This is a genomic window from Streptomyces sp. NPDC041796 (genome assembly GCF_055590785.1).
In genome coordinates, this window is sequence record NZ_JBVJAH010000040.1 from 1 (window position 1) to 24,486 (window position 24,486).

The 24,486-nt window shown below is 71.3% G+C and carries 24 protein-coding genes and 1 pseudogene; 21 read left to right on the forward strand and 4 right to left on the reverse strand.

Features of this window, described 5'->3' with window-relative positions; all coding sequences use genetic code 11:
- Positions 1-325: 325 nt before the first annotated feature.
- Positions 326-1,162, forward strand: coding sequence for a S1 family peptidase (locus tag ACZ6C1_RS36870; RefSeq protein ID WP_469247424.1), 837 nt, complete (start codon positions 326-328; stop codon positions 1,160-1,162).
- 51 nt (positions 1,163-1,213) lie between these two features.
- Positions 1,214-2,662 (forward strand): annotated as a pseudogene (gene mptB, locus ACZ6C1_RS36875) (polyprenol phosphomannose-dependent alpha 1,6 mannosyltransferase MptB); the annotation flags it as partial.
- On the opposite strand, the gene ACZ6C1_RS36880 reads toward mptB, so the two are convergent.
- Positions 2,633-4,201, reverse strand: a complete 1,569-nt coding sequence (locus ACZ6C1_RS36880; RefSeq protein WP_469247425.1) for an N-acyl-D-amino-acid deacylase family protein — start codon at positions 4,199-4,201, stop codon at positions 2,633-2,635. The pseudogene mptB and the gene ACZ6C1_RS36880 overlap by 30 nt on opposite strands.
- 11 nt (positions 4,202-4,212) lie before the next feature.
- Positions 4,213-5,493, reverse strand: coding sequence for an alanine racemase (locus ACZ6C1_RS36885; protein WP_469247426.1), 1,281 nt, complete (start codon positions 5,491-5,493; stop codon positions 4,213-4,215).
- Positions 5,494-5,615: 122 nt separating this feature from the next.
- Between ACZ6C1_RS36885 and ACZ6C1_RS36890 the strand changes: the two genes are divergently transcribed.
- From ACZ6C1_RS36890 to ACZ6C1_RS36900, 3 genes are read left to right on the forward strand one after another with little or no spacing between them, the layout of a single operon-like run.
- Positions 5,616-6,701: a sugar kinase gene (locus ACZ6C1_RS36890; RefSeq protein ID WP_469247427.1), complete on the forward strand. Its 1,086-nt coding sequence runs from the start codon at positions 5,616-5,618 to the stop codon at positions 6,699-6,701.
- Entirely contained in the window at positions 6,698-7,462 is a 765-nt protein-coding gene (locus ACZ6C1_RS36895) for an IclR family transcriptional regulator (RefSeq protein ID WP_469247428.1), read from the forward strand. The genes ACZ6C1_RS36890 and ACZ6C1_RS36895 overlap by 4 nt, the downstream gene beginning before the upstream one ends.
- Complete coding sequence (locus tag ACZ6C1_RS36900; RefSeq protein ID WP_469247429.1) at positions 7,459-7,863, forward strand: RidA family protein; 405 nt, start codon at positions 7,459-7,461, stop codon at positions 7,861-7,863. The genes ACZ6C1_RS36895 and ACZ6C1_RS36900 overlap by 4 nt, the downstream gene beginning before the upstream one ends.
- Positions 7,864-7,948: 85 nt before the next feature.
- On the opposite strand, the gene ACZ6C1_RS36905 is transcribed toward ACZ6C1_RS36900, so the two are convergent.
- A complete protein-coding gene (locus tag ACZ6C1_RS36905; RefSeq protein ID WP_469247430.1) occupies positions 7,949-9,286 on the reverse strand; it encodes a M14 family metallopeptidase in 1,338 nt (445 codons plus the stop codon).
- Between the two features lie 177 nt (positions 9,287-9,463).
- Here ACZ6C1_RS36905 and ACZ6C1_RS36910 point away from each other — a divergent pair, with 177 nt between their 5' ends.
- Positions 9,464-10,756 carry an Nramp family divalent metal transporter gene (locus tag ACZ6C1_RS36910; protein ID WP_469247431.1) on the forward strand — a complete coding sequence of 431 codons (1,293 nt, stop codon included), beginning with the start codon at positions 9,464-9,466 and terminating at the stop codon, positions 10,754-10,756.
- Positions 10,757-10,791: 35 nt separating this feature from the next.
- Entirely contained in the window at positions 10,792-11,247 is a 456-nt protein-coding gene (locus ACZ6C1_RS36915; RefSeq protein WP_469247433.1) for a hypothetical protein, read from the forward strand.
- Positions 11,248-11,250: 3 nt separating this feature from the next.
- Here the strand turns inward: ACZ6C1_RS36915 and ACZ6C1_RS36920 are convergent, their stop codons facing one another.
- Complete coding sequence (locus ACZ6C1_RS36920; RefSeq protein ID WP_469247434.1) at positions 11,251-12,969, reverse strand: chitinase; 1,719 nt, start codon at positions 12,967-12,969, stop codon at positions 11,251-11,253.
- A gap of 312 nt (positions 12,970-13,281) precedes the next feature.
- On the opposite strand from ACZ6C1_RS36920, the gene ACZ6C1_RS36925 reads away from it, so the two are divergent.
- The 14 genes from ACZ6C1_RS36925 (at position 13,282) to ACZ6C1_RS36990 (ending at position 24,385) form a co-directional block, all read left to right on the forward strand.
- Entirely contained in the window at positions 13,282-14,124 is an 843-nt protein-coding gene (locus tag ACZ6C1_RS36925; protein WP_469247435.1) for a hypothetical protein, read from the forward strand.
- A gap of 118 nt (positions 14,125-14,242) precedes the next feature.
- The gene (cpaB, locus tag ACZ6C1_RS36930; protein WP_469247436.1) at positions 14,243-14,965 is read left to right on the forward strand and encodes a Flp pilus assembly protein CpaB; all 723 of its coding nucleotides are present in this window, start codon (positions 14,243-14,245) and stop codon (positions 14,963-14,965) included.
- Between the two features lie 7 nt (positions 14,966-14,972).
- Positions 14,973-16,220 (forward strand): AAA family ATPase, encoded by a 1,248-nt coding sequence (locus ACZ6C1_RS36935; protein WP_469247437.1) that lies wholly within the window; start codon positions 14,973-14,975, stop codon positions 16,218-16,220.
- 22 nt (positions 16,221-16,242) lie between these two features.
- Positions 16,243-16,608, forward strand: a complete 366-nt coding sequence (locus ACZ6C1_RS36940) for a TadE/TadG family type IV pilus assembly protein (protein WP_469247438.1) — start codon at positions 16,243-16,245, stop codon at positions 16,606-16,608.
- Positions 16,605-16,991 (forward strand): TadE family protein, encoded by a 387-nt coding sequence (locus ACZ6C1_RS36945; protein WP_469247440.1) that lies wholly within the window; start codon positions 16,605-16,607, stop codon positions 16,989-16,991. Before ACZ6C1_RS36940 ends, ACZ6C1_RS36945 begins: the two co-directional genes overlap by 4 nt.
- 17 nt (positions 16,992-17,008) lie before the next feature.
- Positions 17,009-18,352: a CpaF family protein gene (locus ACZ6C1_RS36950; RefSeq protein ID WP_469247442.1), complete on the forward strand. Its 1,344-nt coding sequence runs from the start codon at positions 17,009-17,011 to the stop codon at positions 18,350-18,352.
- Between the two features lie 32 nt (positions 18,353-18,384).
- Positions 18,385-19,323, forward strand: coding sequence for a type II secretion system F family protein (locus ACZ6C1_RS36955; RefSeq protein WP_469247443.1), 939 nt, complete (start codon positions 18,385-18,387; stop codon positions 19,321-19,323).
- A 14-nt stretch (positions 19,324-19,337) separates the two neighbouring features.
- A complete protein-coding gene (locus ACZ6C1_RS36960; RefSeq protein WP_469247445.1) occupies positions 19,338-20,225 on the forward strand; it encodes a DUF5936 domain-containing protein in 888 nt (295 codons plus the stop codon).
- Positions 20,226-20,229: 4 nt separating this feature from the next.
- Positions 20,230-21,495, forward strand: coding sequence for a sensor histidine kinase (locus ACZ6C1_RS36965; protein WP_469247446.1), 1,266 nt, complete (start codon positions 20,230-20,232; stop codon positions 21,493-21,495).
- A complete protein-coding gene (locus ACZ6C1_RS36970) occupies positions 21,474-22,202 on the forward strand; it encodes a response regulator (protein WP_469247448.1) in 729 nt (242 codons plus the stop codon). The genes ACZ6C1_RS36965 and ACZ6C1_RS36970 overlap by 22 nt, the downstream gene beginning before the upstream one ends.
- 113 nt (positions 22,203-22,315) lie before the next feature.
- Entirely contained in the window at positions 22,316-22,552 is a 237-nt protein-coding gene (locus ACZ6C1_RS36975) for a hypothetical protein (protein ID WP_469247450.1), read from the forward strand.
- Positions 22,553-22,560: 8 nt separating this feature from the next.
- A complete protein-coding gene (locus ACZ6C1_RS36980) occupies positions 22,561-23,124 on the forward strand; it encodes a pilus assembly protein TadG-related protein (protein ID WP_469247451.1) in 564 nt (187 codons plus the stop codon).
- 74 nt (positions 23,125-23,198) lie between these two features.
- Positions 23,199-23,762 (forward strand): hypothetical protein, encoded by a 564-nt coding sequence (locus tag ACZ6C1_RS36985; RefSeq protein ID WP_469247452.1) that lies wholly within the window; start codon positions 23,199-23,201, stop codon positions 23,760-23,762.
- Positions 23,762-24,385, forward strand: coding sequence for an OmpA family protein (locus ACZ6C1_RS36990; protein ID WP_469247453.1), 624 nt, complete (start codon positions 23,762-23,764; stop codon positions 24,383-24,385). The genes ACZ6C1_RS36985 and ACZ6C1_RS36990 overlap by 1 nt, the downstream gene beginning before the upstream one ends.
- The last annotated feature ends 101 nt before the right edge of the window (positions 24,386-24,486 follow it).

A 24,486-nucleotide genomic window follows, 5' to 3' on the forward strand; every position in this document is an offset into this window, starting at 1 on the left:
CGCCGATCCCCTCCGCGGACGACCCTGCACGGCCCCTCCTCGCCGTGGTCGACGAAAAGCGCGCCCGCACCCGGCGGACGACCGGGGTGCGGCCGTGCAGGGTCGCCCCCGCAGAGGCTGGCGGCGCCAGAACGGCTCCTGACTCGGCGCACCCAAGGCCGCCGGCCTCGAGGAGGTGAGCCCGGAGGGGCCGCACCCCACACCCACCGGCAGGCGCCGCACCGCACCGCACCCCGCGCCGCACGGCCGAAAACGCTCTCCTCCCACCCACGCCCCGCCCCTCACAATGCGCATGACAAAGTCACCGCCAGAGGGGACCCCCCACATGCGAAAGCCTCTCGTCGGCGCGCTGCTCGCGCTCACGCTCCTTGGAGCGGGCGCTCCCACCGCCACGGCAGCCCCGACCGCCCCCACCGCCCCCACCACCACGGCCGTCGACTTCGCCGGAACCGTCGCGCTCAGCAACTGCTCCGGTTCCGTCGTCCGCGTTCCCGGCTCCCAGCCGACCGACCCCGCGCTCGTGCTGTCGAACGGGCACTGCCTGGAGAGTGGCATGCCCGGACCCGGCATGGTCGTCGTCGACAAGCCCTCCACCCGCACCTTCAGCCTGCTGAACTCCGCCGGCAGCAAGGTCGCCACCCTCCGCGCATCCAAGATCGCGTACGCGACGATGACCGACACCGACGTGTCCCTGTACGAGCTGACCAGCACGTACGCCCAGATACAGGCGCGCCACTCCATCAAGGCGCTGGAGCTGAACGCCACCCGTCCCGCCCAGGGCACGGCCATCAAGGTGGTCTCCGGCTACTGGAAGCGGATCTACAGCTGCTCGATCGACGGCTTCGCGTACCGCCTCAAGGAAGCCGGCTGGACCATGAAGGACTCCGTTCGTTACACCGCCGCCTGCGACACCATCGGCGGCACGTCCGGGTCACCCGTCATCGACAACGCCACCGGCAAGGTCGTCGCGGTCAACAACACCGGCAATGAGGACGGTCAGCGCTGCACGATGAACAACCCGTGCGAGGTCGACCAGAACGGCACCGTGACGGTCCGCCCCGGCATCAACTACGGCCAGCAGACGTACGGCATCGTCGCCTGCGTCGGCACCGGCAACAAGATCGACCTCGGGCGGCCCGGGTGCACCCTGCCCAAGCCGTAGCAGGGCGGCCGTAGCCGAGCGGCCCGGACCCGCCCGATAGGTTGGCGGGTCATGTGGGCAATGAGCGCTGTCGGGTACCGCCGGCTGGGCGCGGCCGGGTCGGTCGCGACAGCCGCGGGCGGCTGGGCCGCCGGGACACTGCCGACCCGCGACCCGTGGGGCATCTGGGTGCCCCACGGGCCGGGCGTCACGGTGGCGGCCACCGTCCTGGCGTACCTCGGCCTGACCCTCCTCGTGGTCGCCTGGTGGGGCTACGGCCGGGCCGGGGCGTCCGTGCGCGAGACGCTCACCACGCTCGGCTGGTGGACGGCGCCGATGCTCCTCGCCCCGCCCCTCCACAGCGCCGACGTGTACAGCTACATCGCCCAGGGCGCGATGGTCCTGGAGGGCCACGACGTGTACGGCGCCGGACCGTCCGTCCTGGACCCGAACGGTCTCGGCGGTGACGCCGCCGCGAGCGTCGGCGGGAACTGGACGGACACGCCCGCCCCGTACGGCCCGGTCTTCCTGGCGCTGGCACAGGCGGTGACCCTGGCCACCGGCGGGACGATCGTGCCCGCCGTGCTCGGCATGCGGCTGATCGCCGTGGCGGCCCTGGCCCTGATCGTCTGGGCGCTGCGCCGACTGGCACGCGACCGCGGCGAGGACGGCGAGAGCGGTGCACTCTGGCTCGGTGCGCTCAACCCGCTCCTGCTCATGCACGTCGTCGGCGGGATGCACAACGACGGGCTCATGATCGCCCTGATGCTCGTGGGCGTCGTCCTCGCGAGTCGCGGCCGCTGGGTCCTGGGCAGCGCGGTCGTCGGGCTCGCGGTGATGGTCAAGTCCCCGGCAGCCGTGGCGCTCCTCTTCATCGGCGTGATCGTCGGCCGCGCCGCCACCGGCCGCCCGGTCGTCCACCGCGTGGTGAAGGGGCTGCTCGGCCCCGGGGCGGTCGCCGGGGCGGTGGCCGTCGGCGCCACGCTGGCCGCGGGCACCGGGTTCGGCTGGCTGCGGACGCAGAGCGTCGCCGGGACGATCCACACCGCGCTTTCGGCCACCAGTGACCTGGGTCTCGTCCTCGGGGAGCTGCTGCGCCTGCTGCTGGGCGCCGACCCGGACCCGGTCAAGGCGGCCGTCCAGCGCCTCGGCCTCGTGGCCGCGCTCGCCCTCGTCGCGCATCTGGCGTGGCGTGCGGCGCGCGGCCGTCCGGACCCGGTCCACGCCCTGGGCCTCGCCCTCGTGGCCCTGGTGGCGCTCTCGCCGATGGTGCAGCCCTGGTACCTGCTGTGGGGCGTCACCGTGGTGGCCGCCGGCGCGTGGGACGGGCGCGCCGGGCGGGTCCTGATGGTGTTGTGCGCCGCCCTCGTCTACGAGACGGCGCCCTCCGGCCGCACCCCGGGGTACGGCTTCGCCCTGGCGGCGGTGGTGTGCGTGGTGGGCGTGCTGCTCACCCGGCCGGTGCGGGGCGGCGCCGTACCGGGCGCGGACCTAGCCGGTGCGCCGGACCGCCCGGCCCGCCAGGGCGTCCGTGCGGCGGCCGTCCTCGATGACGAAGCGGCCGTCGATCAGGACGTGGGGGATGCCGGCCGGGAGGGTGCGCGGGGCGTCGAAGGTGGAGCCCGCGGCGACCGTATCCGGGTCGAAGAGGACCAGGTCGGCACGGTAGCCCTCGCGGACCAGGCCCCGGTCGGGGAGGCGGAGGCGGGCGGCCGGACGTGAGGTGAGGTGCGCGACCGTCTCCTCCAGCGACAGGACGCCCAGTTCCCGCGCGTACCGCCCCAGGTAGTGGGGGAACGTGCCGTACGCGCGCGGGTGCGGCTTGGTGCCCTGGAGGATGCCGTCCGAGCCGCCCGTGTGGACGCGGTGGCGCATGATCGCGCGGACGTTCTCCTCGTGGCCGACGTGGTGGAGGATCGTCGTGCCGAGCCGGTCCTCGATGAGCAGGCGGCGGGCGTCGGCCCAGCCGTCGAGACGTCTGCCGACGCGGTCGGCGAGCCCCGGCGCTGAGACGCCGGAGACCTCGATGCCGTCCCACTCGACGGGTACGCCGTGGCAGCCGTCCGAGCCGGTGACCTCCAGGTGGTGGCGTATCCGCTCGGCCGTCGCGTCGTCCCGCAGCCTGGCCAGGACCGCCTCCGGGCCGCCCTCGCCCGCCCAGCTCGGCAGCAGCGCGACGAGCGTGGTGCAGCCGGGCGTGTAGGGGTAGGTGTCGAGCGAGATGTCCGCGCCCTCCGCCAGCGCCTCGTCCAGCAGCGCCAGCAGCTCGGGCGCCCTGCCCTCGTTCACGCCGAAGTTCATGGTGGCGTGCGCCAGGTGCAGGGCGCAGCCGGCCTCCCGCGTGAGGGCGACCATCTCCTCGTACGCACGCAGGGCGCCCGCGCCGTAACTGCGGTGATGCGGGCAGTAGTAGCCGTCGTACGCCGCCACGACCCGGCACAGCTCCGTCAGTTCGGCGTCGCGCGCGTACATGCCGGGCGTGTAGGTCAGGCCGGAGGACATGCCGACGGCGCCCTGCTCCAGGCCTTCGGCGACGAGCCGTTTCATCCGGTCCAGTTCGGCGCCGGTGGGCGGCCGGTCCTCCCAGCCCATGGCGTACGCGCGGACGGTGCCCTGGGGGACGAGGTAGGCCGCGTTGACGGCGATGCCCTGGCGGTCCAGGCGGTCCAGGTACTCGCCGACGGTCCGCCAGTCGAGGTCGACGTCGGAGCCGTCGCCGTTCCAGCCGGTGATGGCGCGGCGGACCTCGTCCAGGGTGCGGTCGTCGGCCGGCGCGTACGACAGGCCGTCCTGGCCCAGCACTTCGAGCGTGACGCCCTGGGCGGCCTTGGCGCTGTGGTCCGGGTCGCGGAGCAGGGCGAGGTCGCTGTGGGCGTGCATGTCGATGAAGCCGGGCGAGAGGGCCAGTCCGTGCGTGTCCAGGACGCGTGCGGCGGTCAGCGAGCGGTCGCCCTCCCGCCGGATCTCCGTGATGCGGCCGCCCGTGACGCCGACGTCGGCGCGGTAGGACGCGCCGCCGCTGCCGTCGATGACGCGTACGTCCCGGATGACGAGGTCCATCCCGGCCGCTCCTAGAAGAAGGTACGGATGAAGTCGACGACCGTGCCGTCCTCCTCCACCAGGGGGATCAGCTGCCACTTGTCGAACGCCGTGCACGGGTGCGACAGGCCCATGCCGACCCAGTCGCCCACCTCCAGCCGGGCCCCGGCCGTCGTTTCCAGCCAGGCGTGCTGGTCCGACAGCCGGGTCACCGTGATCCCGTCCGCCGGGCGGACCGATCCGTCGCGCGCGGAGCGGACGACCTGTGCCTCGGGCAGGTGGAGGTCGTACGCGGCGTCCCGCTTGCCCGCGTTGACGAACGCCTGCTCCGCCGTCGGGCGGGACACCACCTGGGTCCACAGCCGGAACGCGGGCCGGAGGGCGCCCTCCTCCGGGACCCGGTTGAAGGGAGTGAGGTTGCGGTACTGGCCGTCGTCGTGCGACACGTACGCCCCGGAGCGCAGGAGCCTCAGCACCGGGCGGGACAGCGGCGGGAGTTCCGCGAACACCTCGGCGACCGTGTCGAACCAGGCGCTGCCGCCCGCGCTGACGACGATCTCGTCGAGGCCGGCCGGGAAGCGGCCGTCCTTGTCGAACGCGACGGCGAGACCCGTGAGCCGGTGCAGCCAGGCCCGTACGGTCTCGGGTGTCGCGTCCGGCACCTCGCCCTCGTACCCGGCGACGCCGACCAGCCGCAGCGTGCCGGTGGCGGCGACCGCGTCCGCGACGGCGGCGCAGTCCGCCTCCGTGCGCGCCCCGGTACGGGCGCCGTCGCCCGCGCCGAGCTCGACGACCACGTCGACGGGGCGCCCGGAGCCGCGCAGGGCCTGGTCCATCAGCTCGACCCCGCGTACGGAGTCGACGTAGCAGATGAAACGGAAGTCCGGGTCCCGGCCCAGTTCGGCGGCCACCCAGTGCAGGGCGGCGGGGTCGACCAGCTCGTTGGCGAGGAAGATCCGCCGGATGCCGAACGTCCGGTAGACGCGGGCCTGGTGCGGCACGGCCGCCGTGATGCCCCAGGCGCCGTACTCGACCTGCCGGTCGAACAGTTGCGGTGCCATGGACGTCTTGCCGTGCGGGGCGAAGGCGAGGCCGTGCCGCTCCGCGTACGTCTCCAGCAGTGCCAGGTTGTGTTCCAGGGCCTCGGCGGAGAGGGCGAGGACGGGGGTGGTGAAGCCGCCGGTGAAGAGGTTGCGGCGCTGGGCCGCCAGCCCACCCACGGTCAGTCCCTCGGCGTCCATGGGGAGCCCCTTGAACCGGTGGTCGACGCGCTCCTGTCCGAGGTCCTCGGCCTTGAGGTGTTCGGCGGCCATGGCTGCCCCCCATCTGTTGCATTGTGTGCAACGCTCATTGCGTATATTGCTCAGTGGTGTCTAACATCCGGCGCAACGCCGGGTCAATGGATCCGGGTAGGACCCAGTGAGGAGTCCCCAGCGTGACCGCACCCGACGTCGTCTGTCTCGGCGAGTCCATGGTCACCTTCCTGCCCTCCCGCCCGGGCCGCCTCGCCGACGTGCCGTCCTTCACCCGCGCCATCGGAGGCGCCGAGTCCAATGTCGCCTGCGCCCTGGCCGCCGCCGGCCACCGGGCGAGGTGGGTCAGCCGCGTCGGCGCCGACGGCTTCGGCGACCACCTGGTGGAGGCCGTCGCCGCGTACGGGGTCGACACCTCCGCCGTACGCCGCGACCCGCACCGCCCGACCGGTGTCTACTTCCGCACGGCCACCGACCGGGCCGCCGACGGCCACGAAGTCGTCTACTACCGGGCCGGGTCCGCCGCCTCCGCGATGTCCCCGGACACCGTTCCGTACGAGGACCTCGCCACGGCCCGCGTCCTGCACCTCTCCGGGATCACCGCCGCGCTGTCCGCCGACTGCCTGGCCCTGGTGCGCACCCTCACCACCCGCCGCCCCGGCCGGCCCCTGGTCTCCTTCGACGTCAACCACCGGCCGGGCCTGTGGCGCGGCACGGACCCCTCCGTCCTGCTGGACCTCGCCCGGGGCGCCGACCTCGTCTTCGTCGGCGACGACGAGGCGGAGGCGGCGTGGGGCCTGCGGGGCGCCGCGACGATCCGCGGGGCGCTGCCCGAACCGTCGGTGCTGGTGGTCAAGCACGGCGGGCGGGGCGCAACGGCGTTCAGCCGCTGTGCGGGGTCGCCGCCGGGGGCGCCGCCTCGGGAGCCCCCGGGCTCCGAGGGGCCGGGAGCGAAACCGCCGGACGGTGACACCGTGGCCTTCGTCCCCGCACCCCGTGTGGACGTCGTCGTCCCCATCGGCGCCGGGGACGCCTTCGCCGCCGGGTTCCTGTCCGCCACCCTCCGCGGGCTCGGCCTCACGCACCGGCTCCGCCACGGCCACCTCATGGCCGCGGCCGCGCTCACCGTCCCCGGCGACCTCGGCACCCCGCCCGCCACCGCACACGCCGACCGCCTGGCCGACCTCGACGACGACGCCTGGGGGAGACTGCACCTCGGCCCCGGCTGGACGCCGGCCGGGGAGGACCAGGAGGTACGTACGCCATGAGCCAGACCGTCGACCGCGCGCTCACCATCCTGCCGCTGCTCGCGCGAGGACCCGCCGACCTCGGACAGGTCGCCGACGCCCTCGGCGTACACAAGTCGACCGCGCTGCGGCTGCTGCGCACCCTCCACGAACACGGCCTGGTCTACCGGCAGGAGGACCAGCGCTACCGCCTCGGCGCCCGGCTGTTCGCCCTCGCGCAGGAAGCCGTCGAGAACCTCGACATCCGCGAGATCGCCCACCCCTACCTCGTACGCCTCAACGAGGAGACCGGACACACCGTGCACCTCGCGGTGCACGAGGAGGGCGAGGTGCTCTACATCGACAAGGTCGACAGCCGCTACCCGGTCCGTATGTACTCCCGCATCGGCAAGCCCGTCGCGATCACCGTCGCCGCCGTGGCGAAGCTGCTGCTGGCCGACCTGCCCGAGCCGGAGCGCCGTGCGCTGGCGGCCAGGCTCGACTACCCCATGTACACGCCCCGTTCGATCCCGAACGCCGCAGCGTTCCTCCAGGAGCTGGCGACCGTACGCGAACAGGGCTGGGCCACCGACCTCGGCGGCCACGAGGAGTCCATCAACTGTGTCGCGGCCCCCGTCCGAGGGGCGGACGGCCGGGTCGTCGCCGCCATGTCGGTCTCCGCGCCGAATGTCGTCGTCACCGCCGACGAACTCCTCACCCTCCTCCCACTGGTACGCCGTACCGCCGACGCCATCAGCGGCGAGTACTCAGGCGGCACCCCACCCAAGGAAGCGAGCGCATGACCGAGAAGACCGCCCTCACCCCCGCCACTCACGTCGCCCCGCCCGCCCGGTTCTCCCACGGCGTGCGCAAGGGCAACATCCTCCAGGTCGCCGGCCAGGTCGGTTTCCTCCCGGCCGTCGAGGGGCAGGCCCCGACGCCGGCCGGTCCGACGCTGCGCGAGCAGACCCTCCAGACCCTCGCCAATGTCGAGGCGGTCCTCAAGGAGGGCGGCGCCACCTGGGACGACGTGATGATGATCCGCGTCTACCTCACGGACACGGCGCACTTCGCCGAGATGAACGAGATCTACGACGCGTACTTCGCCGGACTGACCGTGCCCCCGGCCGCCCGCACGACGGTCTACGTCGGTCTTCCCGCCGGCCTGCTGATCGAGATCGACGCCCTGGCGGTCCTGGGCTGACCTGCGAAGCCCTCGGTGCGGTGCGCGAACCGGCGCGGTACGGCCTCGTACGCCGTACCGCGCCGGTCGTCGCGCACGGCGCGTACTACGCGCAGTACTGCTGTTCCTTGCCGATCGACCGGTACATGCAGTCGGCGTTCTCGATCAGCTGGAGCACCGCGTCACGGTTGCGGCTGGTCTCGCGCTCGATGACCTCGTCGGGCGGGTAGAAGCCGCCGCCCGAGGCGGAACGCGGGTACATCTCGAAGGTGTAGCCGAAGATCTTGTGCGCGCCCCACAGGTAGTCGTCGATGGACCCGTCGGTGATGTAGAGGTCGCTCGACTGCTCGGGCGTGTAGCCGTTGCTCGCGGCCATCTTGCGGCCGACCGTGGCGAAGGCGTCGCGGTCGTCCTGGGTGAGGCCGGGGGCGGTGTCGTTGTAGGTGTAGCCGTACGGCCAGAGCACCAGCTCGCTGTACGTGTGGAAGTCGATGCCCGCCGTGATCTGCTGCTTGCCGCCGACGACCCGGGAGCGGACGAAGTCGGCGACGACCTTCACCTCGGGGGCGGATTCGGCGGCGCGGCCCCGGTAGGTGTCGGAGCTCGGGGAGCCGGAGGAACCGCCGCAGCAGCCCCACTTGAAGTTCCAGTTGCGGTTCATGTCGGTGCCGATGTACGACGAGCCGGAGTTGGGCTGCCGGTTCTTGCGCCAGCTGCGGTAGGAGCCGGAGGCGATGTCGTACTCGCCGCCGTCCGGGTTGAGGTCCGGCACGATCCAGATCTCGCGGTTGTTGACGGCGTTGGTGACGCGGGAGTCGGAACCGTATCCGGCGCCGAACTCGCGCAGCAGGTACAGCGCCATCTCTACGGTGAGGTGTTCGCGGGCGTGCTGGTGGTGGGTGAAGAGGATCTCGGGCTCGTTCTCGTCGGTGGCGACGTTGTCGCTGATCTTGATGGCGACGATGTCGCGGCCCTGGTAGCTCTTGCCGATGACGCGGCGGCTCATGATGTTCGGGTACTGCTGGAGCCGCTGGCCGATCTCCGCGTTCATCTCGGCGTAGTTGTGGTAGCGGGCGTCGGCGGAGGGGAAGTCCATCGCGCCGACCGCCTTGCCGCCGGTCCGGTCGGGCGGGGCGGGCAGCGCCTCCAGCTTGTGTCCGAGGGCGCGCAGCATGCGCGCCTGCTCGGCGTTGGCGCTGACGACGACCGCGTGGGAGTCGGCCTCGTCGATCGAGACGCCGGTGGCGGCGAGGGCGGTGCGCTCGGCGGGGGTGGACGGGCCGTGGATCTCGTACTGCCGGACGACCTCCTCCGTGGTGGCGGCGGAGGTGGCGGGTATGTCCGTGGGTGGTGCGGTCGCGGTGGCGGTGAGCGGCGCCGCGACGGCGAGCGCCAGGAGGGCCGTGAGGGTGGCGGACCTTCTGCCGCGTATGCGCATGCGCATGTCGTCTCCTGCGGTGGGGGGTACGGGGTGGGTCTCCCCGTGCGACGCATCGTCCGGCGATGGCATGACCGCGTCAAGTACGCGTTCGGTCGCGGTCGCCACGCCCGGCACCCTTGCGCGATCACCGTGTGCCGCGCTTTGGTGACGTGACGTCGGGTGAGCGAAAGGCGGCAACGCATGACAGACACCGCGCGACAGGGCGAGACCGAGGGGACGGGACCCCGGCTCCGCAAGGCGAGCTGGCGTTACATCGGACCCGGCATCGTGGTGGCCGCGACCGGCGTCGGTGCCGGCGACCTCGTCGCCACCCTCATCGCCGGCAGCAAGTTCGGCTACACGCTCCTGTGGGCCGCCGTCGTCGGCTGCCTCATCAAGATCTCGCTCGCCGAGGCCGCCGGCCGCTGGCACCTCGCCACCGGACGTACCCTTTTCGACGGCTGGCGCAGCCTCGGCGCGTGGACGACCGTCTACTTCGCGGTGTACGTGGCCATCTGGGGCTTCGTGTACGGCGCGGCGGCCATGTCCTCCAGCGCCCTGCCCCTCCAGGCGCTCTTCCCGGGCGTCATGGACCTCAAGTGGTGGGCCGTCCTGTGCGGTGTGGGCGGACTGGTCTTCGTCTGGTTCAACCGGTACGCCGTCTTCGAGAAGGTCATGACCCTGCTCGTCGGTGTCATGTTCGTGGTCACCGTGTACCTCGCCGTCCGGGTCACCCCGCACCTCGGCGAAGCGTTCGCGGGCCTCGCGCCCGTCCTCCCGGACGGTTCACTGATCTACACCCTCGGCCTGATCGGCGGCGTCGGCGGCACGATCACGCTGGCCGCCTACGGCTACTGGGTCAACGCCAAGGGCTGGACGGACACCTCCTGGATGAAGGTGATGCGCCTCGACAACCGCGTCGCCTACATCACCACCGGCATCTTCGTGGTCGCCATGCTCTTCGTCGGCGCCGAACTGCTCCACTCCTCCGGCGTCGCGCTGGCCAAGGGCGACAAGGGGCTCCTGGACCTCGGCAAGGTCCTGGAGGACCAGTACGGCACGGCCACGGCCAAGCTGTTCCTCATCGGCTTCTTCGCCACCTCCATCACCTCCCTCATCGGCGTCTGGCACGGCGTGAGCCTGATGTTCGCCGACTTCGTGACCCGCTTCCGCAACCGGGGCGACGGCACCGGCGAGGAGGTCGCGGCGGGCGCCCGCGAGAAGTCGCTGCCCTTCCGCGCCTACCTGCTGTGGCTGACGTTCCCGCCGATGTCCCTGCTCTTCCTGGACCAGCCGTTCGGACTGGTCATCGTCTACGGCGTGATCGGCGCCTTCTTCATGCCGTTCCTCGCCCTCACCCTGGTCTGGCTCCTCAACTCCTCCCGGACCCCCCGCGAATGGCGCAACGGCTGGCTCAGCAACGGTGTCCTGGGCGCGGCGGGACTGCTGTTCCTGGTGCTGTGCGTGCAGCAGGTGCGCGAGCTGCCCTGGTAGGAGGCGGGCAGGGGCCCGTTGGCCATACTGGAGGCATGACGACTCCCCCCGGATTCGGCCCCCCGATACCCGTACAGCCGCCGTACGGCGCGCCGCCGGCGCCGTACGGCGCCCCGCCGAGCGCCCCGCCGCCCGTCCCGTACGGCGCCCCGCCGAGCGCCCCGTACAGCGCCCCGCACCCTCCGCACTACGGGGCGCCCGCCGACGGACCGGAGTTCATGGCCCACGACCGGCGCAACTCCGTGATCGTGGACCCGAACGGGGTGTCCCTGGAGATCAACGGCCACACCATGGACTTCCCGTGGGCCGCCGTCGCCACCGTGCACCACGCGCCGTCCCCGCACGGCGGGGCGGTCCTCATGGTGGCCGTCGCCCATCCCGGCGGGATGCTGTACGAGTGCCGGATCGACGCCAAGCGCAAGGCCCAGCTCCACCAGTGGCTGGCGGAACTGGGCCCCGTACTGCACCACTACCTGTCGAACCGGGCCTGACGGCTACGGCAGGTTGTGGACGTGCGGTCCCACCGCGTTCGACCAGGCGTTGCCGGCCGTGGCGTCCCAGTTCGTCGACCAGGTCATCGCCCCGCGCAGCGCCGGGTAGGTCTTCGACGGTTTGAAGGAACCGCAGCCGGTGCCGCGCGTCAGGCAGTCCAGCGCGTTCTTCACCACCGACGGGTCGACGTAGCCGCTGCCCGCTCCACGCGGTGAGGCGGGAACGCCCAGGCCGACCTGGGAGGCGTCCAGGCCGCCCTCCAGCTGGATGCAGGCCAGCGCCGTCAGGAAGTCCACGGATCCCTGCGAGTAGACCTTGCCGTCGCAGCCCAGCATCGAGCCGCTGTTGTAGTACTGCATGTTGACGACCGTGAGGATGTCCTTCACGGCGAGCGCCGTCTTGAAGTACTCCGTCCCGGTGTTCTGCATGTCGATGGTCTGCGGCGCCATCGTCAGCACCATGCCCGGCCCCGCCTTCGCCGAAAGCTGGCGCAGCGCCTTGGTCAGGTAGGTGGAGTTGATGCCGTGCTCCAGGTCGATGTCGACGCCGCTGAAGCCGTACTCCTGCATCAGGGCGTACGCGCTGTTCGCGAAGGCCGTCGCCGACGCGTCGCTGTTGATGGTGACGTTGCCCTTCTCGCCGCCCACCGAGATGATCACCGACTTCCCGGCGGCCTTCTTCGCCGCGATGTCCGCCTTGAAGTCGGTGGCCGAGGCGTAGCCGACGGCCGGGTCGAGGTTGAAGACGATCTGGCCCGGCGTCGAGGTCGAGTCGGCGAACGACACGGCGATGATGTCGTACTGCGCCTGCACGTCCCGCAGCTTCTGCACGGCGGCGCCGTTGTCGAAGTTCTGCCAGTAGCCGGTCACCGCGTGCTTCGGCACCGCCGGGTTCGGGTTCGGCCCGGTGGTGGAGGTCCGGGCGGTGACCGCCGTGGACCTCGCCGACTCCCCGGCCGTGTTGGCCGCGCTGACCTGGAAGCTGTACGAGGTGTTCGCCGCCAGCCCGGTCACGGTCGCCGACGTCCCGGTCACCGACTGGACCTTGGCGCCGTCCCGGTAGACGTGGTAGCCGGTCGCGCCGGAGACGGGGTTCCAGCTCAGGGTGACGGAGGACGAGGTCACCGCACCGGCCGTGAGTCCGGCGGGCGTGGCGGGCACCACCGGGTCGGGGTCCTGGCCCCCGCCCCCGTCGGGCCCGAAGACGGATATGTCGTCCGCGTAGTAGGCGGCCTGCCCGTACCAGCCGTGGGTGTAGACCGTCACGGACGTGGTGCTCGCGCCCGTCGTGAAGCGGGTGGTCAGCTGCTTCCAGCCGGCCGAGTCGGGCGTCCAGGTCGACACGTCCGTCGTCCCGGTGCCGCTCGCGCCGAGGTAGGCGTACCCGCCCTGCACCCAGGCGCTGAGCGTGTACGTGGAGTTCGGCCGGACCGCGACGGTCTGGGAGCACCGGGCGTTGTCCTGCCCGCCGGGCGTGGCCCTGAGCGCGACGGCCCCGCCGTGCACGGGCGAGGAGACGGTGGCGCCGCTGCCCGCGGTGCAGGTCCAGTTGGCGAGGCCGGACTCGAATCCGGCGTTCTTGGCGACGTTGACGTCGGCGGCGTGGGCGGTGCCGGCGGTCACGCCGGTCAGGGCGAGCCCGGCGCCCACGGCCAGCGCCAGGCTCCCTTGGAGCCATCCGCGGTGACGTAGGGGCGCGGGTCTGCGCTGCGAGGGGTCCACGTGCTGCCTCCGGTGGGGGAGTCGGGGGAGGGGCTGGGGAACGGTGGCCACCGCCGTTTCCGTAAAACTGGTCCAGACCAATCAACTTGTCAAGACCTCTGCAAAGAAACAGGAGTTAACCACTGACGCCTTCGTCCTGATTGGTCACCCGAGCGTCGCCCACGCATTGCGACCGAGCGATCTGAAAGCTGTTCTCTGCCCCCTCACAGGTGGTTAAAGTGCGGGTGGGCAGGAGTGAGCGTGGAGGAGCAGGCAGAGCAGGTGCCTGCGGTTCGCCGGAATCCCGGCGGCCGGAGCTGAACGGGGAACAGCGTGCCGACCGCAATTGCCGTCACCAGCGCGGATCTGGTGCTGCCGCCGACCGACCACCAGACCCCCACGGCGGCCCTGCTGCACCCGCCCGGCGTCCAGCCGCTCGACGCCGCCGTCGCGGACATGCAGGTCATGGTCGAACAGCACGGTTACGTCATCGCCCTCTATCCCGCCTCCCTCCCCGCCCCCCACGAACGCCGCCTGCACACCGTCCGGTCGGTCCTCGAGAGCGACCGCATCGCGCTGCTGAAGCTGGACCTCCCGCCGCTGGGCGTCGCCGTACTTGTCCGCCAGCTCCGCCAGTTGTCCGTCTGCGACTTCGGCGCCGGGGTCATCGCCTCGGCCGCCCGGCTGCTGTCCCACTACATCTACGCGGGAGCCCTGCTCAACACGGTCACCCGGCTCGACCGCGTCCCCGTGAGCCTGAAGTCCCACGCCAAGTCGTGGGTCCCCGGCTCGCAGTTCGGCGTCCTCGCCAACCCGGCACCCCAGCTGATCAGGATCGGCACCGGCGAGCAGCTCGCCGGTCCCGAGTTCGGTACCCAACTGATGGTCGCACGTGGGCAGTTGGCGTCGGAATGGGTCACCGAATCCCTCGCGCCCGCCTGGCGGGTCCAGGGCGTCGTGGAGAGCGCGCTGCCGGCCGAATCACCGAAATGGTGGGGGACCGCGAAGCTGGTTGAATTCGCCGCCTTTCTCCCCGACATCTCGGTCCTCTACCAACTCGTCGCGTCCGTGCGGCGGGAGGTCTGTTCCTGGTGCGGAATCGACCTCATCGGGGACCGCTGCGGATTCTGCTCGGCCCCGCTCGTTCCGCCCGAGCTCAGCCAGGGCACCGCATGAGCCCCCCGCCCGGCCCCCGCCCGCCCTCGCGCCCACGTCAGCCACGTCAGCCACGTCAACCCGGTTCCCGTCCCCTCACGGTCCCACGCCTACGTCTCCTCACGAGGTCGCCCCGCCCATGAATTCACGTCAGCGTCGCGGTGTCATTCTCCTGCTCCTTTCGCTCCTGTGTGCGCTCGGCGCCTTCGCCGGTGTGGTCACGGTGATCAGCGACGTGAATTCCAAGGTGGGCCCGGAGGTCGACGCATACGAACTGAAGGCCGACGTGGCGGCCTACACGGCACTTCAGCCCGCCCAGTTCCAGAAGATAAAGATGCCCGAGCGCTGGCTTTCCGGAAACGCGGTCACCGACCTCTCCGTCGTCAAGGACAAGATCGCCGTCACCGACCTCAAAAAGGGCTCACTGCTCCAGGAGGACATGATCGCCAGACGGCCCGCGCTGGAAAGCGGCCAGCAGGAGATCGCCATCATGATCGACGCCGCCACCGGTGTCGCCGGAAAGATCACCGCGGGCTCCCTGGTGAACATCTTCGCCACCTTCGACGACGACAACCGGGAGAAGGGCGCCGTCGCCGAGTCCCGCATCATCGTCGCCAACGCCCGCGTCCTCGACGTCGGCAAGCTCACCCCGCTCGACGGCAAGCGCGACGACAACCGGGGCGTCGGCGTGCGCGAAGCCGTACCGATCACCTTCGCCCTCAGCACCACCGACGCCCAGCGCGTGGCGTACGCCGAGTCGTTCGCCGAGCACGTACGGCTCGCGCTGCTGCCCAGGAACAGCCCCACCGTCCTCCGGCCCGGCGAGGGCAGCTACACGCTCGACGAAGACAAGAACAAGTGAGGGCCGGATGACCACACGCATCCTCCCGGCCGTCGGTGACGCCGACGCCGCCCGATCCATCACCACCCTCCTCGGCCAGCTCCCCGACGCCGAACCCGCGGGCCCGGTCGGTGACTCCACCTCGCTGATCGACACCCTCGCCAGGCTCGCCGCCGAGTCCCTGGACGAACTGCCCGAGGTGGTCCTGGTCCACGGCGGCATCGGGCCCGTCCCGGCGCTCGACCTCATCCGGGAGGTGGCCCTCCGCTTCCCGGCGGTCGGTGTCGTCCTCGTCACCGCCGACACGGGCCCCGGCCTCTACTCGGCCGCCATGGACTCCGGCGCCCGCGGCCTGGTCGGCATGCCCCTGTCGTACGAGGAGCTCGCCCAGCGCGTCCAGTCCGCGGCCGCCTGGTCCGCGGGCGTACGGCGCCACCTCGGACAGGGCGGCGACGTCTTCACCGGGCCGGGCGGCCGGGTCGTCACCGTGAGCGGCGCCAAGGGCGGGGTCGGCACCACCGTCACCGCGGTGCAGCTCGCCCTCGCCGCCCGGGCGTCCGGCCTGAGCGTCGCGCTGGCGGACCTGGACCTCCAGTCCGGGGACGTCGCGTCCTACCTGGACGTGCAGTTCCGGCGGTCCATCGTGGACCTCGCGGCCATCCAGGACATATCACCCCGGGTCCTCCAGGACGCCCTGTACGCCCACCAGTCCGGCATCGGCCTGCTGCTCGCGCCCGGCGAGGGGGAGCGGGGCGAGGACGTCACCGACCGGTCGGTCCGCCAGATCGTCAGCGCCCTGCGCAACCGCTACGAGGTCGTCGTCATCGACTGCGGTACGCACCTCGACAGCGCCAACGCCGCCGCCATCGAGATGGCCGACACCACGCTGCTGCTCGTCACGCCCGACGTGGTGGCCGTACGCGCCGCCAAACGCATGGTCCGGCTCTGGGACCGGCTCCAGATCCGCAAGGCGGAGGAGACGGTGACGGTCGTCAACCGGCACATCAGGAACACGGAGATCCAGCCGCAGCTCGTCGAGAAGATCACCGGCACGCGCGTCGCCAGGACCTCCGTACCGGCGAACTTCAAGGAACTCCAGTCGGTCGTCGACGCCGGCCGGATGCAGGACCTGGAGGCCAAGTCCTCCGTCAAGCAGGCGCTGTGGGCGCTGGCGGGCGAACTGGGGATCGTGAAGGCGCCGGAAGGGGAAAGCAGGCAGGGGAAGTTCCGCGGCGACCGGGGCTCGGTGGGCCTCCGGCGGGCACGCGGCAAGTAACCGGAGGGGGCAGGGGTGGGTCATGAGACGCCGTTACGGAAGTGACCGCGGGCAGGTCGCGGTCGAGTTCACCGGGATGGTCCCGGTCGTCCTCGGCGTGATCGTCCTGCTCTGGCAGGCCGCCCTCGTCGGCTACGCCTGGTCACTGGCGGGCAACGCCGCGGACGAGGCGGCCCGGGCGGGCACCGTGGGCGGATCCGGCGCCTGCGCGGCGGCCGCGCAGGGCAGCGTGTCGGGAGCGTGGACGGTCACCCCCGCATGCGGCGGAGGCGGCCCGGACCTCTACACCGCCTCGGTCGAGGTGAACGTCCCCGTGCTGTTCCCCGGGTTCGACATCCCCGTGACCGTGCGCGGCACGGCGTCCGCGGCGTGGGAGGGCGACGAATGACCGCGTACGCGAGGCGGGGGCGGCGCCCCGGCGACGTCGGCCAGTCGGCCGTCGAGTTCGTCGGCTGGGTCACCGTGCTGCTCATCGCCGCCCTGGCCGCCGTCCAGCTCGGGTTCGTGGCGTACGCGGTGCAGCAGGCGGGCACGGCGTCGAGAGCGGCGGCACGGGTGGCGTCGCAGGGCGGCGACGGCTCATCCGCCGGATACGGCGCGATGAGCTCCTGGCTGGCGGACGGCGCGAGCATCGACGCCCCGTCCGGAGGAGCCGGCGACCAGGTCACCGCCACCGCCACCGTCCCGATCCCCTCCGTCATCCCGCTGTTCACCTTCCCCAGCGCCCAGAGGTCCACCACCATGCCCGTCACCACGCCCGCCACCGACTGAGGGAGTTGAGGAACGACATGAGCTTGCGGGCGCGCATCAGCAGTCCCGAGCCGGTCGACGGCAAGGGCGAGGACAACCACCTCGTCGGCGTCTACCGCGTCAAGCTGCTGGAGGAGATCGACCTCGCCGAGATGTCCGCCCTCGCGGCGGCCGAGCGCCGCGCCCGCCTGGAGCGGGTGCTCGGCCACATCATCAGCCGCGAGGGCCCCGTCCTGTCCTCCACCGAGCGCTCGCAGCTCATCCGCCGCGTCGTCGACGAGGCCCTCGGGCTCGGCATCCTCGAACCGCTCCTCGAAGACGCCTCCATCAGCGAGATCATGGTCAACGGCCCCGAGCAGGTCTTCGTCGAGCGGCGCGGCCGCCTCGAACAGCTACCGATGCGGTTCTCGTCCACCGAGCAGCTGATGCAGACCATCGAGCGGATCGTCTCCACCGTCAACCGCCGCGTCGACGAGTCCAATCCGATGGTCGACGCCCGCCTGCCCTCCGGCGAACGCGTCAACGTCATCATCCCGCCCCTGTCCCTCTCCGGTCCCATCCTCACCATCCGCCGCTTCCCGCGCGCCTTCACGCTCCAGGAGATGGTCGCCCTCGGCTCACTCGACGAGCACATGGTGATGCTGCTCGCCGGACTCGTACGCGCCAAGTTCAACGTGATCGTCTCCGGCGCCACCGGCACCGGAAAGACCACCCTCCTCAACGCCCTGTCCGGCCTCATCCCCGACGGCGAGCGCATCGTCACCATCGAGGACTCCGCCGAACTCCAGCTGCAGCAGTCCCACGTCATCACCCTCGAAGCCCGCCCACCGAACGTCGAGGGCAAGGGCCGCGTCACCATCCGCGACCTCGTACGCAACTCCCTGCGCATGCGCCCCGACCGGATCATCGTCGGCGAGGTCCGCGGCGGCGAGACACTCGACATGCTCCAGGCCATGTCCACCGGCCACGACGGCTCCCTCGCCACCGTCCACGCCAACAGCGCCGAGGACGCCCTGATGCGCCTCCAGACCCTGGGTTCCATGTCGGAGGTCGAGGTCCCCTTCGTCGCGATCAAGGACCAGATCAACAGCGCGGTCGACGTCATCGTCCAGCTCACCCGGCACGCCGACGGCGCCCGCAAGATCACCGAGATCGCGATCGTCGACTCCCACGGCCGCGAGGAGTACCGCATCGTGACCGTCTGCCGCTTCGCCGCCCGCCCCATGTCCGCCGACGGACGGATCCACGGCCAGTTCGAGTACTTCCCGCTCCCGCGCCGCGTCGCCGAACGCCTCTACCTCAAGAGCGAGGCCATACCGGCCGCGTTCGGCGTGGCCCACACCGACCAACAGCTCGCCCTCCGCCGCGCCACCACCGCCTGACCGCCGCCCCCGACTGGACCCCCGTGACCCCCATGGACAACCTCCCGCTCCTGACGCTCGGTGTCACCCTCCTCGCCTGCGTGCTGGGCATCGCCGGCGTACACGTCTACGCCTCCGGCAAGGCGCAGCGCCAAGCCCTCGTGGCACGGATGACCCAGACGGGACACGTCCCCCCCGACGGCCGGCGCCGCCGCTTCGTACGCGTCGACCGGCGGCTGCGCGCCACCCGCCTCGGCCGCCGCATCGAGCGCAAGATCGCCGCCACCGGCCTGGACCTCACACCCGGCGAGTACGTCGTGTACGCGGTGGCCGCCCTGCTCGGGATCCACCTCACCGTCGGCGCGGTCTTCGCCCCGTTCTTCGGCGTCCTCGCCGCACTCGCCGGCCTCTGGGGCGCCAACTCGTTCCTCAACTGGCAGCGCCAGAGGCGCACCGAGGCGTTCATCAACCAGCTCCCCGAGCTCACCCGCGTCCTCGCCAACGCCACCCAGGCGGGCCTCGCGCTGCGCACCGCCATCGCGATGGCCGCCGAGGAGCTCGACGACCCGGCCGGCGAGGAGCTCCGCAAGGTCGCCGACCAGCTCGCCGTCGGTCACAGCCTCGACGACGCGCTCGGCGACCTCGCCGACCGCCTGCCCTCCCGGGAGCTCGTCGTCCTCGTCTCCACCCTCGTCCTGTCCAACCGCGCCGGCGGACAGGTCGTCACCTCGCTGCGCAACCTCACCAGCACCCTGGAGGAGCGCAAGGAGACCCGGCGCGAGGTCATCACCCTGCTCTCCCAGGTCAAAGTGACCGCCTTCGCCCTGCCCCTGCTGGGCCTGGGCTTCCTGCTGATGATCAACGGGATGGCGCCCGGAGCCCTCGACAAGATGACCGGCTCCGCCGCGGGACAGATCGGGTCCGTCCTCGCCTTCGGCCTGTACGCCGTCGGCTTCGTCCTCATCCGCCGCCTGTCCCGCATCCGAGTCTGAGGAGGTGACACGTCATGGGCCTGTTGTACGCGGCCGTCATCGGCCTGTCCGTGTACGGCGTCTTCCACGGCATCCGCATGTACCGGGCCGACGCCAGACTCCCCGGTGACCTGGTCCTCGCCCTCGAGGTCGGCGCCACCCGCACCACCGCCGTCGGCTCCGGCGTCGACCGGCTCGGTATGCGCTGGGCCCCCGCCGTCCTCGGGATGATGGGCCCCAAGCGGGTGGACGCGCTGCGCCGCCGCCTCGACATGGCGGGCAACCCCGGCGGAATGACCGTCGACCGGTACGCCGCCCGCCGCGCCGTCTACGGCTTCCTCGGCATCCTCGCCGCCCTCGCCATGCTGGCGCGCGGCCAGGCGGTCGTCGCCGTCATCATCCTGCTGTATGGGCTGACCTGGACCGACGTCCTCCTCCGGCTGGCGATCCGGCGCCGCAAGGACGACATCGAACGCACCCTGCCCGACTTCCTCGACGTCCTCGCCGTCGTCGTCTCCGCCGGACTCGGCTTCCGCCAGGCCCTGGAGCGCGTCGCCGAGAAGTACTCCGGGCCGTGGGCCGACGAACTGCGCATCACCCTGCGCCAGATGGACATGGGCGTCAGCCGCCGCGACGCCTTCGACCAGCTACGCAAACGCAACGCCTCCGAGCAGGTCTCCATGTTCGTCACCGCCCTCCAGCAGGGCGAGGAACTGGGCGCGCCGATCGTCGACACGCTCATCCAGATCGCCAACGACATGCGGCGCACCGACGCCCAGAACGCCCGGCGCACGGCCGCCAAGGCCGTACCGAAGACCACGCTCGTCGTGACGATGGTGATGCTGCCCGCCACCATGATCCTGATCGCCCTGAGCTTCTACTACGGCTCCGGTGTCGACTTCGCGGACATCATCGGCGGGTGACGCCATGACTCTGCGGACACCGGATCCGCCGTCCCTCCCCCTGCAGGTCAACGCCCTCCAGGCGCTGTGCCGCCAGGTGTTCGGTTTCCGGCTGGCGATGATCGTGCTGGCGTCGCCGTTCGCCCTCGACGGCGCGGCTCCCGGCGTCGGCACCTGGCTGGTGGGCGCCGCCGTCCTCATCACCTTCATGGTGTCGTACGTCGTCCTGCGCGACTGGGAGCGCTTCGGCCGCATCCTGCTGCGCCACCCCGCCGTGCTCACGGTCGACATGCTGTTCGGCGCGCTGCTGCTGGCCACCGCGTCACCCGAGTCGACACTCGCGTACGTCACCATCTGTACGCCGCTGCTCGCCGGCCTGCTCTACGGCTGGCGCGGCGCCGCGTTCTTCGCGGTCCTGCAGTCCCTTCTCCTCCTGCTGTCGTACGGCGTGAACACCGAGGTCGCGGTGGAGCCCTCCTCGCTCCTCTTCCCCGGTCTGTGCGTGATCGTCGGGGCGGTCGGCTCGACCCTCCGGGGCCTCATCCTCGACTTCGGCGCCGCGAGCCAGGCCCTCACCGAGGCGCGCGCCCGGCTCGCCGTCAACGGCGCCGTGGAGGCCGAACGCGCGCGGCTCGCCCGGGAGATGCACGACTCGGTCGCCAAGACCCTGCACGGCCTGGCGCTGGCCGCCGACGGCCTGGCGTCCACGGCCGACCGCGCGGACCCCGCGTCGGTGCGCCGCCAGGCGGAACTCGTCGCCCGCTCCGCCCGCCGCGCCGCCGCCGAGTCCCGCGAGCTCCTGGCCGACCTGCGGCGGGAGTCGGACCTCGACGGAGGGGTGGACGTGGGCCTGGAACTGGCCGCCCGCACCGCCGACTTCGCCCGCCGTCACGGTGTACGCACGAGCTACCACCCGGCCGGCTCCCTCCCGCCCCGCGTCCCGCACGCGGTGGCCCGCCAGCTGCTCGCCGTCGCCTCGGAAGCCATGGAGAACGCCCACCGGCACGGCCGGCCCACGTACATCACCGTGTCGTCGGGCGTCATCGACGACGTCCTGTACCTGAGCGTCTACGACGACGGCCGAGGCCTCCCCGCCGGCACAACGCTCGACGGCCTGAAGCGGGCGGGCCACTTCGGCCTCGTCGGCATGGTCGAGCGCGCCGCGTCGATAGGCGCCCGCATCCGCATCGGCCGGGGCCGCGCCACGAAGGGCACCGAGGTCCGGCTGGAACTGCCGGTACGGGCACTGGAAACGGAGGGCGCACCACCATGCATGAGCACCTGCGAGTGATCGTCGCCGACGACAACCCCGTCGTCCGGGCGGGCCTGACCGCGCTGCTGTCCGGCCGCGAGGACATCGAGGTCACCGCCCAAGCGGCGGACGGCCGCGAGGCGTACGAAGCGGCGGTACGCCACCAGCCGGACGTCATCCTCCTCGACGTCCGCATGCCGGGCGTCGACGGCATCACGGCCCTGCCCCACCTGGTCCGCCTGGCACCGGTCCTGATGACCACGTACAGCCAGGAGTCGGACATCGTCCACGAAGCCCTCCGCCTCGGCGCGTGCGGCTACCTCGTCCACGGCGAGTTCACCGCCGGCCAACTCGTCGACGCGGTCCGCGACGCGACACTGGGCCGGGCGCACTTCACCCACACCCCCTCGAACGCCCTGCTGGCGGCAGTCCGCGCCACCTATGCTCCTGCAACGCCCCACACTCCGCCAGTTGGCGTACGCGGAGGGGTATTTGCTGGAACCCCTTCGCAGCAGCAAGCGAATATGGCACATTCGTTACTGAGTCAACGGGAGGTGGAGGTGATGGACCTGATCGCGTCGGGCATGACCAATCAGCAGATCGCCGCCACGTGCTTCATCAGCCAGAAGACGGTCAAGAACCACATCAACCGCATCTTCGCCAAGCTCAACGCCGAAAGCCGAGGCCAAGCCATCGCCATCTGGCACGGCCTGTCCCACTCCCAAGGGGGACCCACCCATGGCTGACCACCCCCGCCCCCACGATTGGGCCCCCACTTGGGCCCCCAGGCCCATGCCCACCCCACTCCCCCCGCCGTACGTTCCCCCCATCGACCTGTACGAGCCCGGAGGAGACCGCCATGCCGAACACCATGCTGAAGGCCACGACCCAGGCCAAGGTGTACGTGGGTACGTGGGCGCACACCACCGCCGCGGCGCTCAGGCGCAGGGGGGACAGGGGGCAGGGCGCGGTGGAGTACGTCGGGATCATCATTCTGGTGGGAGTGATCATCGCGGCGGTGGTGGGGTCGGGGGTCGGGGACACGATCGCCGCCGGACTGCTCGCGCGCGTCACCGCGATCGTCGGCGGTGGCTGACGCCAGGCATGCGCTCCCGCGAGACAGGGCAGGCCTCGCCCCTCTACATCTTCGTAGTGGCGAGCCTGCTCTTTCTCGCGCTCGCGTTCTTCGCGGTCGGTCAGGCCGGGGCCACACGCAATGGTGCCCAGTCTGCGGCAGATGCAGCGGCGTTGGCAGCCGCCCGGGAGCAACGGGACAGCTTCGAGCTCACCCTCGACAATCTCATGGACCTGCTGGACGGCGAACTCGTCCCCGCGCTCGACGGATGCGGCGCAAGCCACTACTACGCCGGGCGGAACGAGGCCAACGTTGTGGGCTGCGCTCCACTGGCCGACGGCCGGTGGGGCTCAACGGTCAGTGTGACGTCACAGAAGCCGGTGGGGGACACCATTCTCCCCGGCACCGACAACCGGACCGCCAAGGCGACGGCGACGGCCATTGTCGTTCCCCGATGCAGCTTCGATCCTGCCGAGGACGACGACTCTCCGTCCCCGGGTTCTCTGGAGTGCGAGGGTGACATGACGGACCTGGACCCGAAGCTTCTCCCGGACATGTCCGACCTCTTCGAAGTCCGGCTCGCCGAGGACTGACCGCGAAGGAACGCAAAGGAATGGCACTTATGAGTAATGGGTACGGAGCGGCAGCACGCAGAGCGGCGGCCGGAGTGACCGCTGTAGCACTGGCTGTGCTCCTGTCGGCCTGTGGCGGCGGTGGCGGCCAAGGCGGCGGTGACGAGGGAAAGGCGTCGGAGAACGCGGGCAGCGCTTCCTCGGCCCCGGCCGGCCAGGGCACCCCCAAGACGGATGACGGCCCCGCCGTGCCGGACACCAGCGCCACATTGGCGACCATCAATGGGAGCAACGGCTTCCAGTTCGTCATCCATACCGCGGTGAGAGATCAGGGCGGCTTTCTGACCGTCACGGGGAGCCTGAAGAACACGTCGTCCAAGATGCTGATCGCGCCACCGCAGTGGAGTGGTCAGGAGGTCAGCGTGAAGCAGACTGGCCCGTCCCTTGCCGGGATCACGCTCTTGGACAAGACGGAGAAGAAGCGCTATTACGTACTGCGTGACACCGAGGGCTACCCGCTGACGACGACTGGCGTCACCACGGTGAAGGCAGGGGAGACCATCTCGATGTTCGCCCAGTTCCCCGCGCCGCCCGCGAACACGTCCCAGGTCGACATCCAGATTCCGCAGATGCCGGTCGCGACGATCGAGATCTCGTAATGCGCACCCTCCACAAGCCCGCCGCCTCCGTGCTCGCCGCCCTGGTGCTGTTCACCGGCGTCCAGCTCACCGGGGCCTCCGGGGCGTACGCCGATGACATCCCCAGCACCCCACCGGGTACCGAGTCGACCGTGCCGCCACCCGAAGTCGACGGGAACTCGCCCGGCCTGAAGATGCGTGACGGAGCCACCCTCGCGCCCGCGAAGGTGCTGCCGCTGATCTCGATCGTCGAGTCCGAGGGTGGCGAGGAGCGGCGTGAGGAGACCAGCTCGAACCTGAAGTTCGCGCTCCAGGCGGAGGTCCTCTTCGGCAAGGACAGTGCCAAGCTGACCCCCGAGGCCAACTCCCGTATCGCCGCGATCGCCGAGGAGATCAAGAAGCAGAACGCCACCAAGGTGCGCATCTTCGGCTTCACCGACAACCTCGGCTCCTCCGCCCACGGTGACGTGCTGTCCAAGCAGCGCGCGGACGCCGTGCACAAGGTGTTGTCGCCGTCGCTCGCCTCCGGGGGGATCACCTACGAGATCCGTGGCTACGGCGAGCAGTATCCGATCGCGGACAACAGCACCGAGGAAGGCCGGAAGAAGAACCGCCGCGTGGAGGTGTCCTTCCCGCGCGGCTGAGATGCCGCAGGGGCCGGGGGGGGGGGGGGGGGGGGGGGGGGGGGGGGGGGGTGCCCCCCCCCCCCCCCCACCCCCCTCCAGGATCCTTCCTTCTCCTCCCC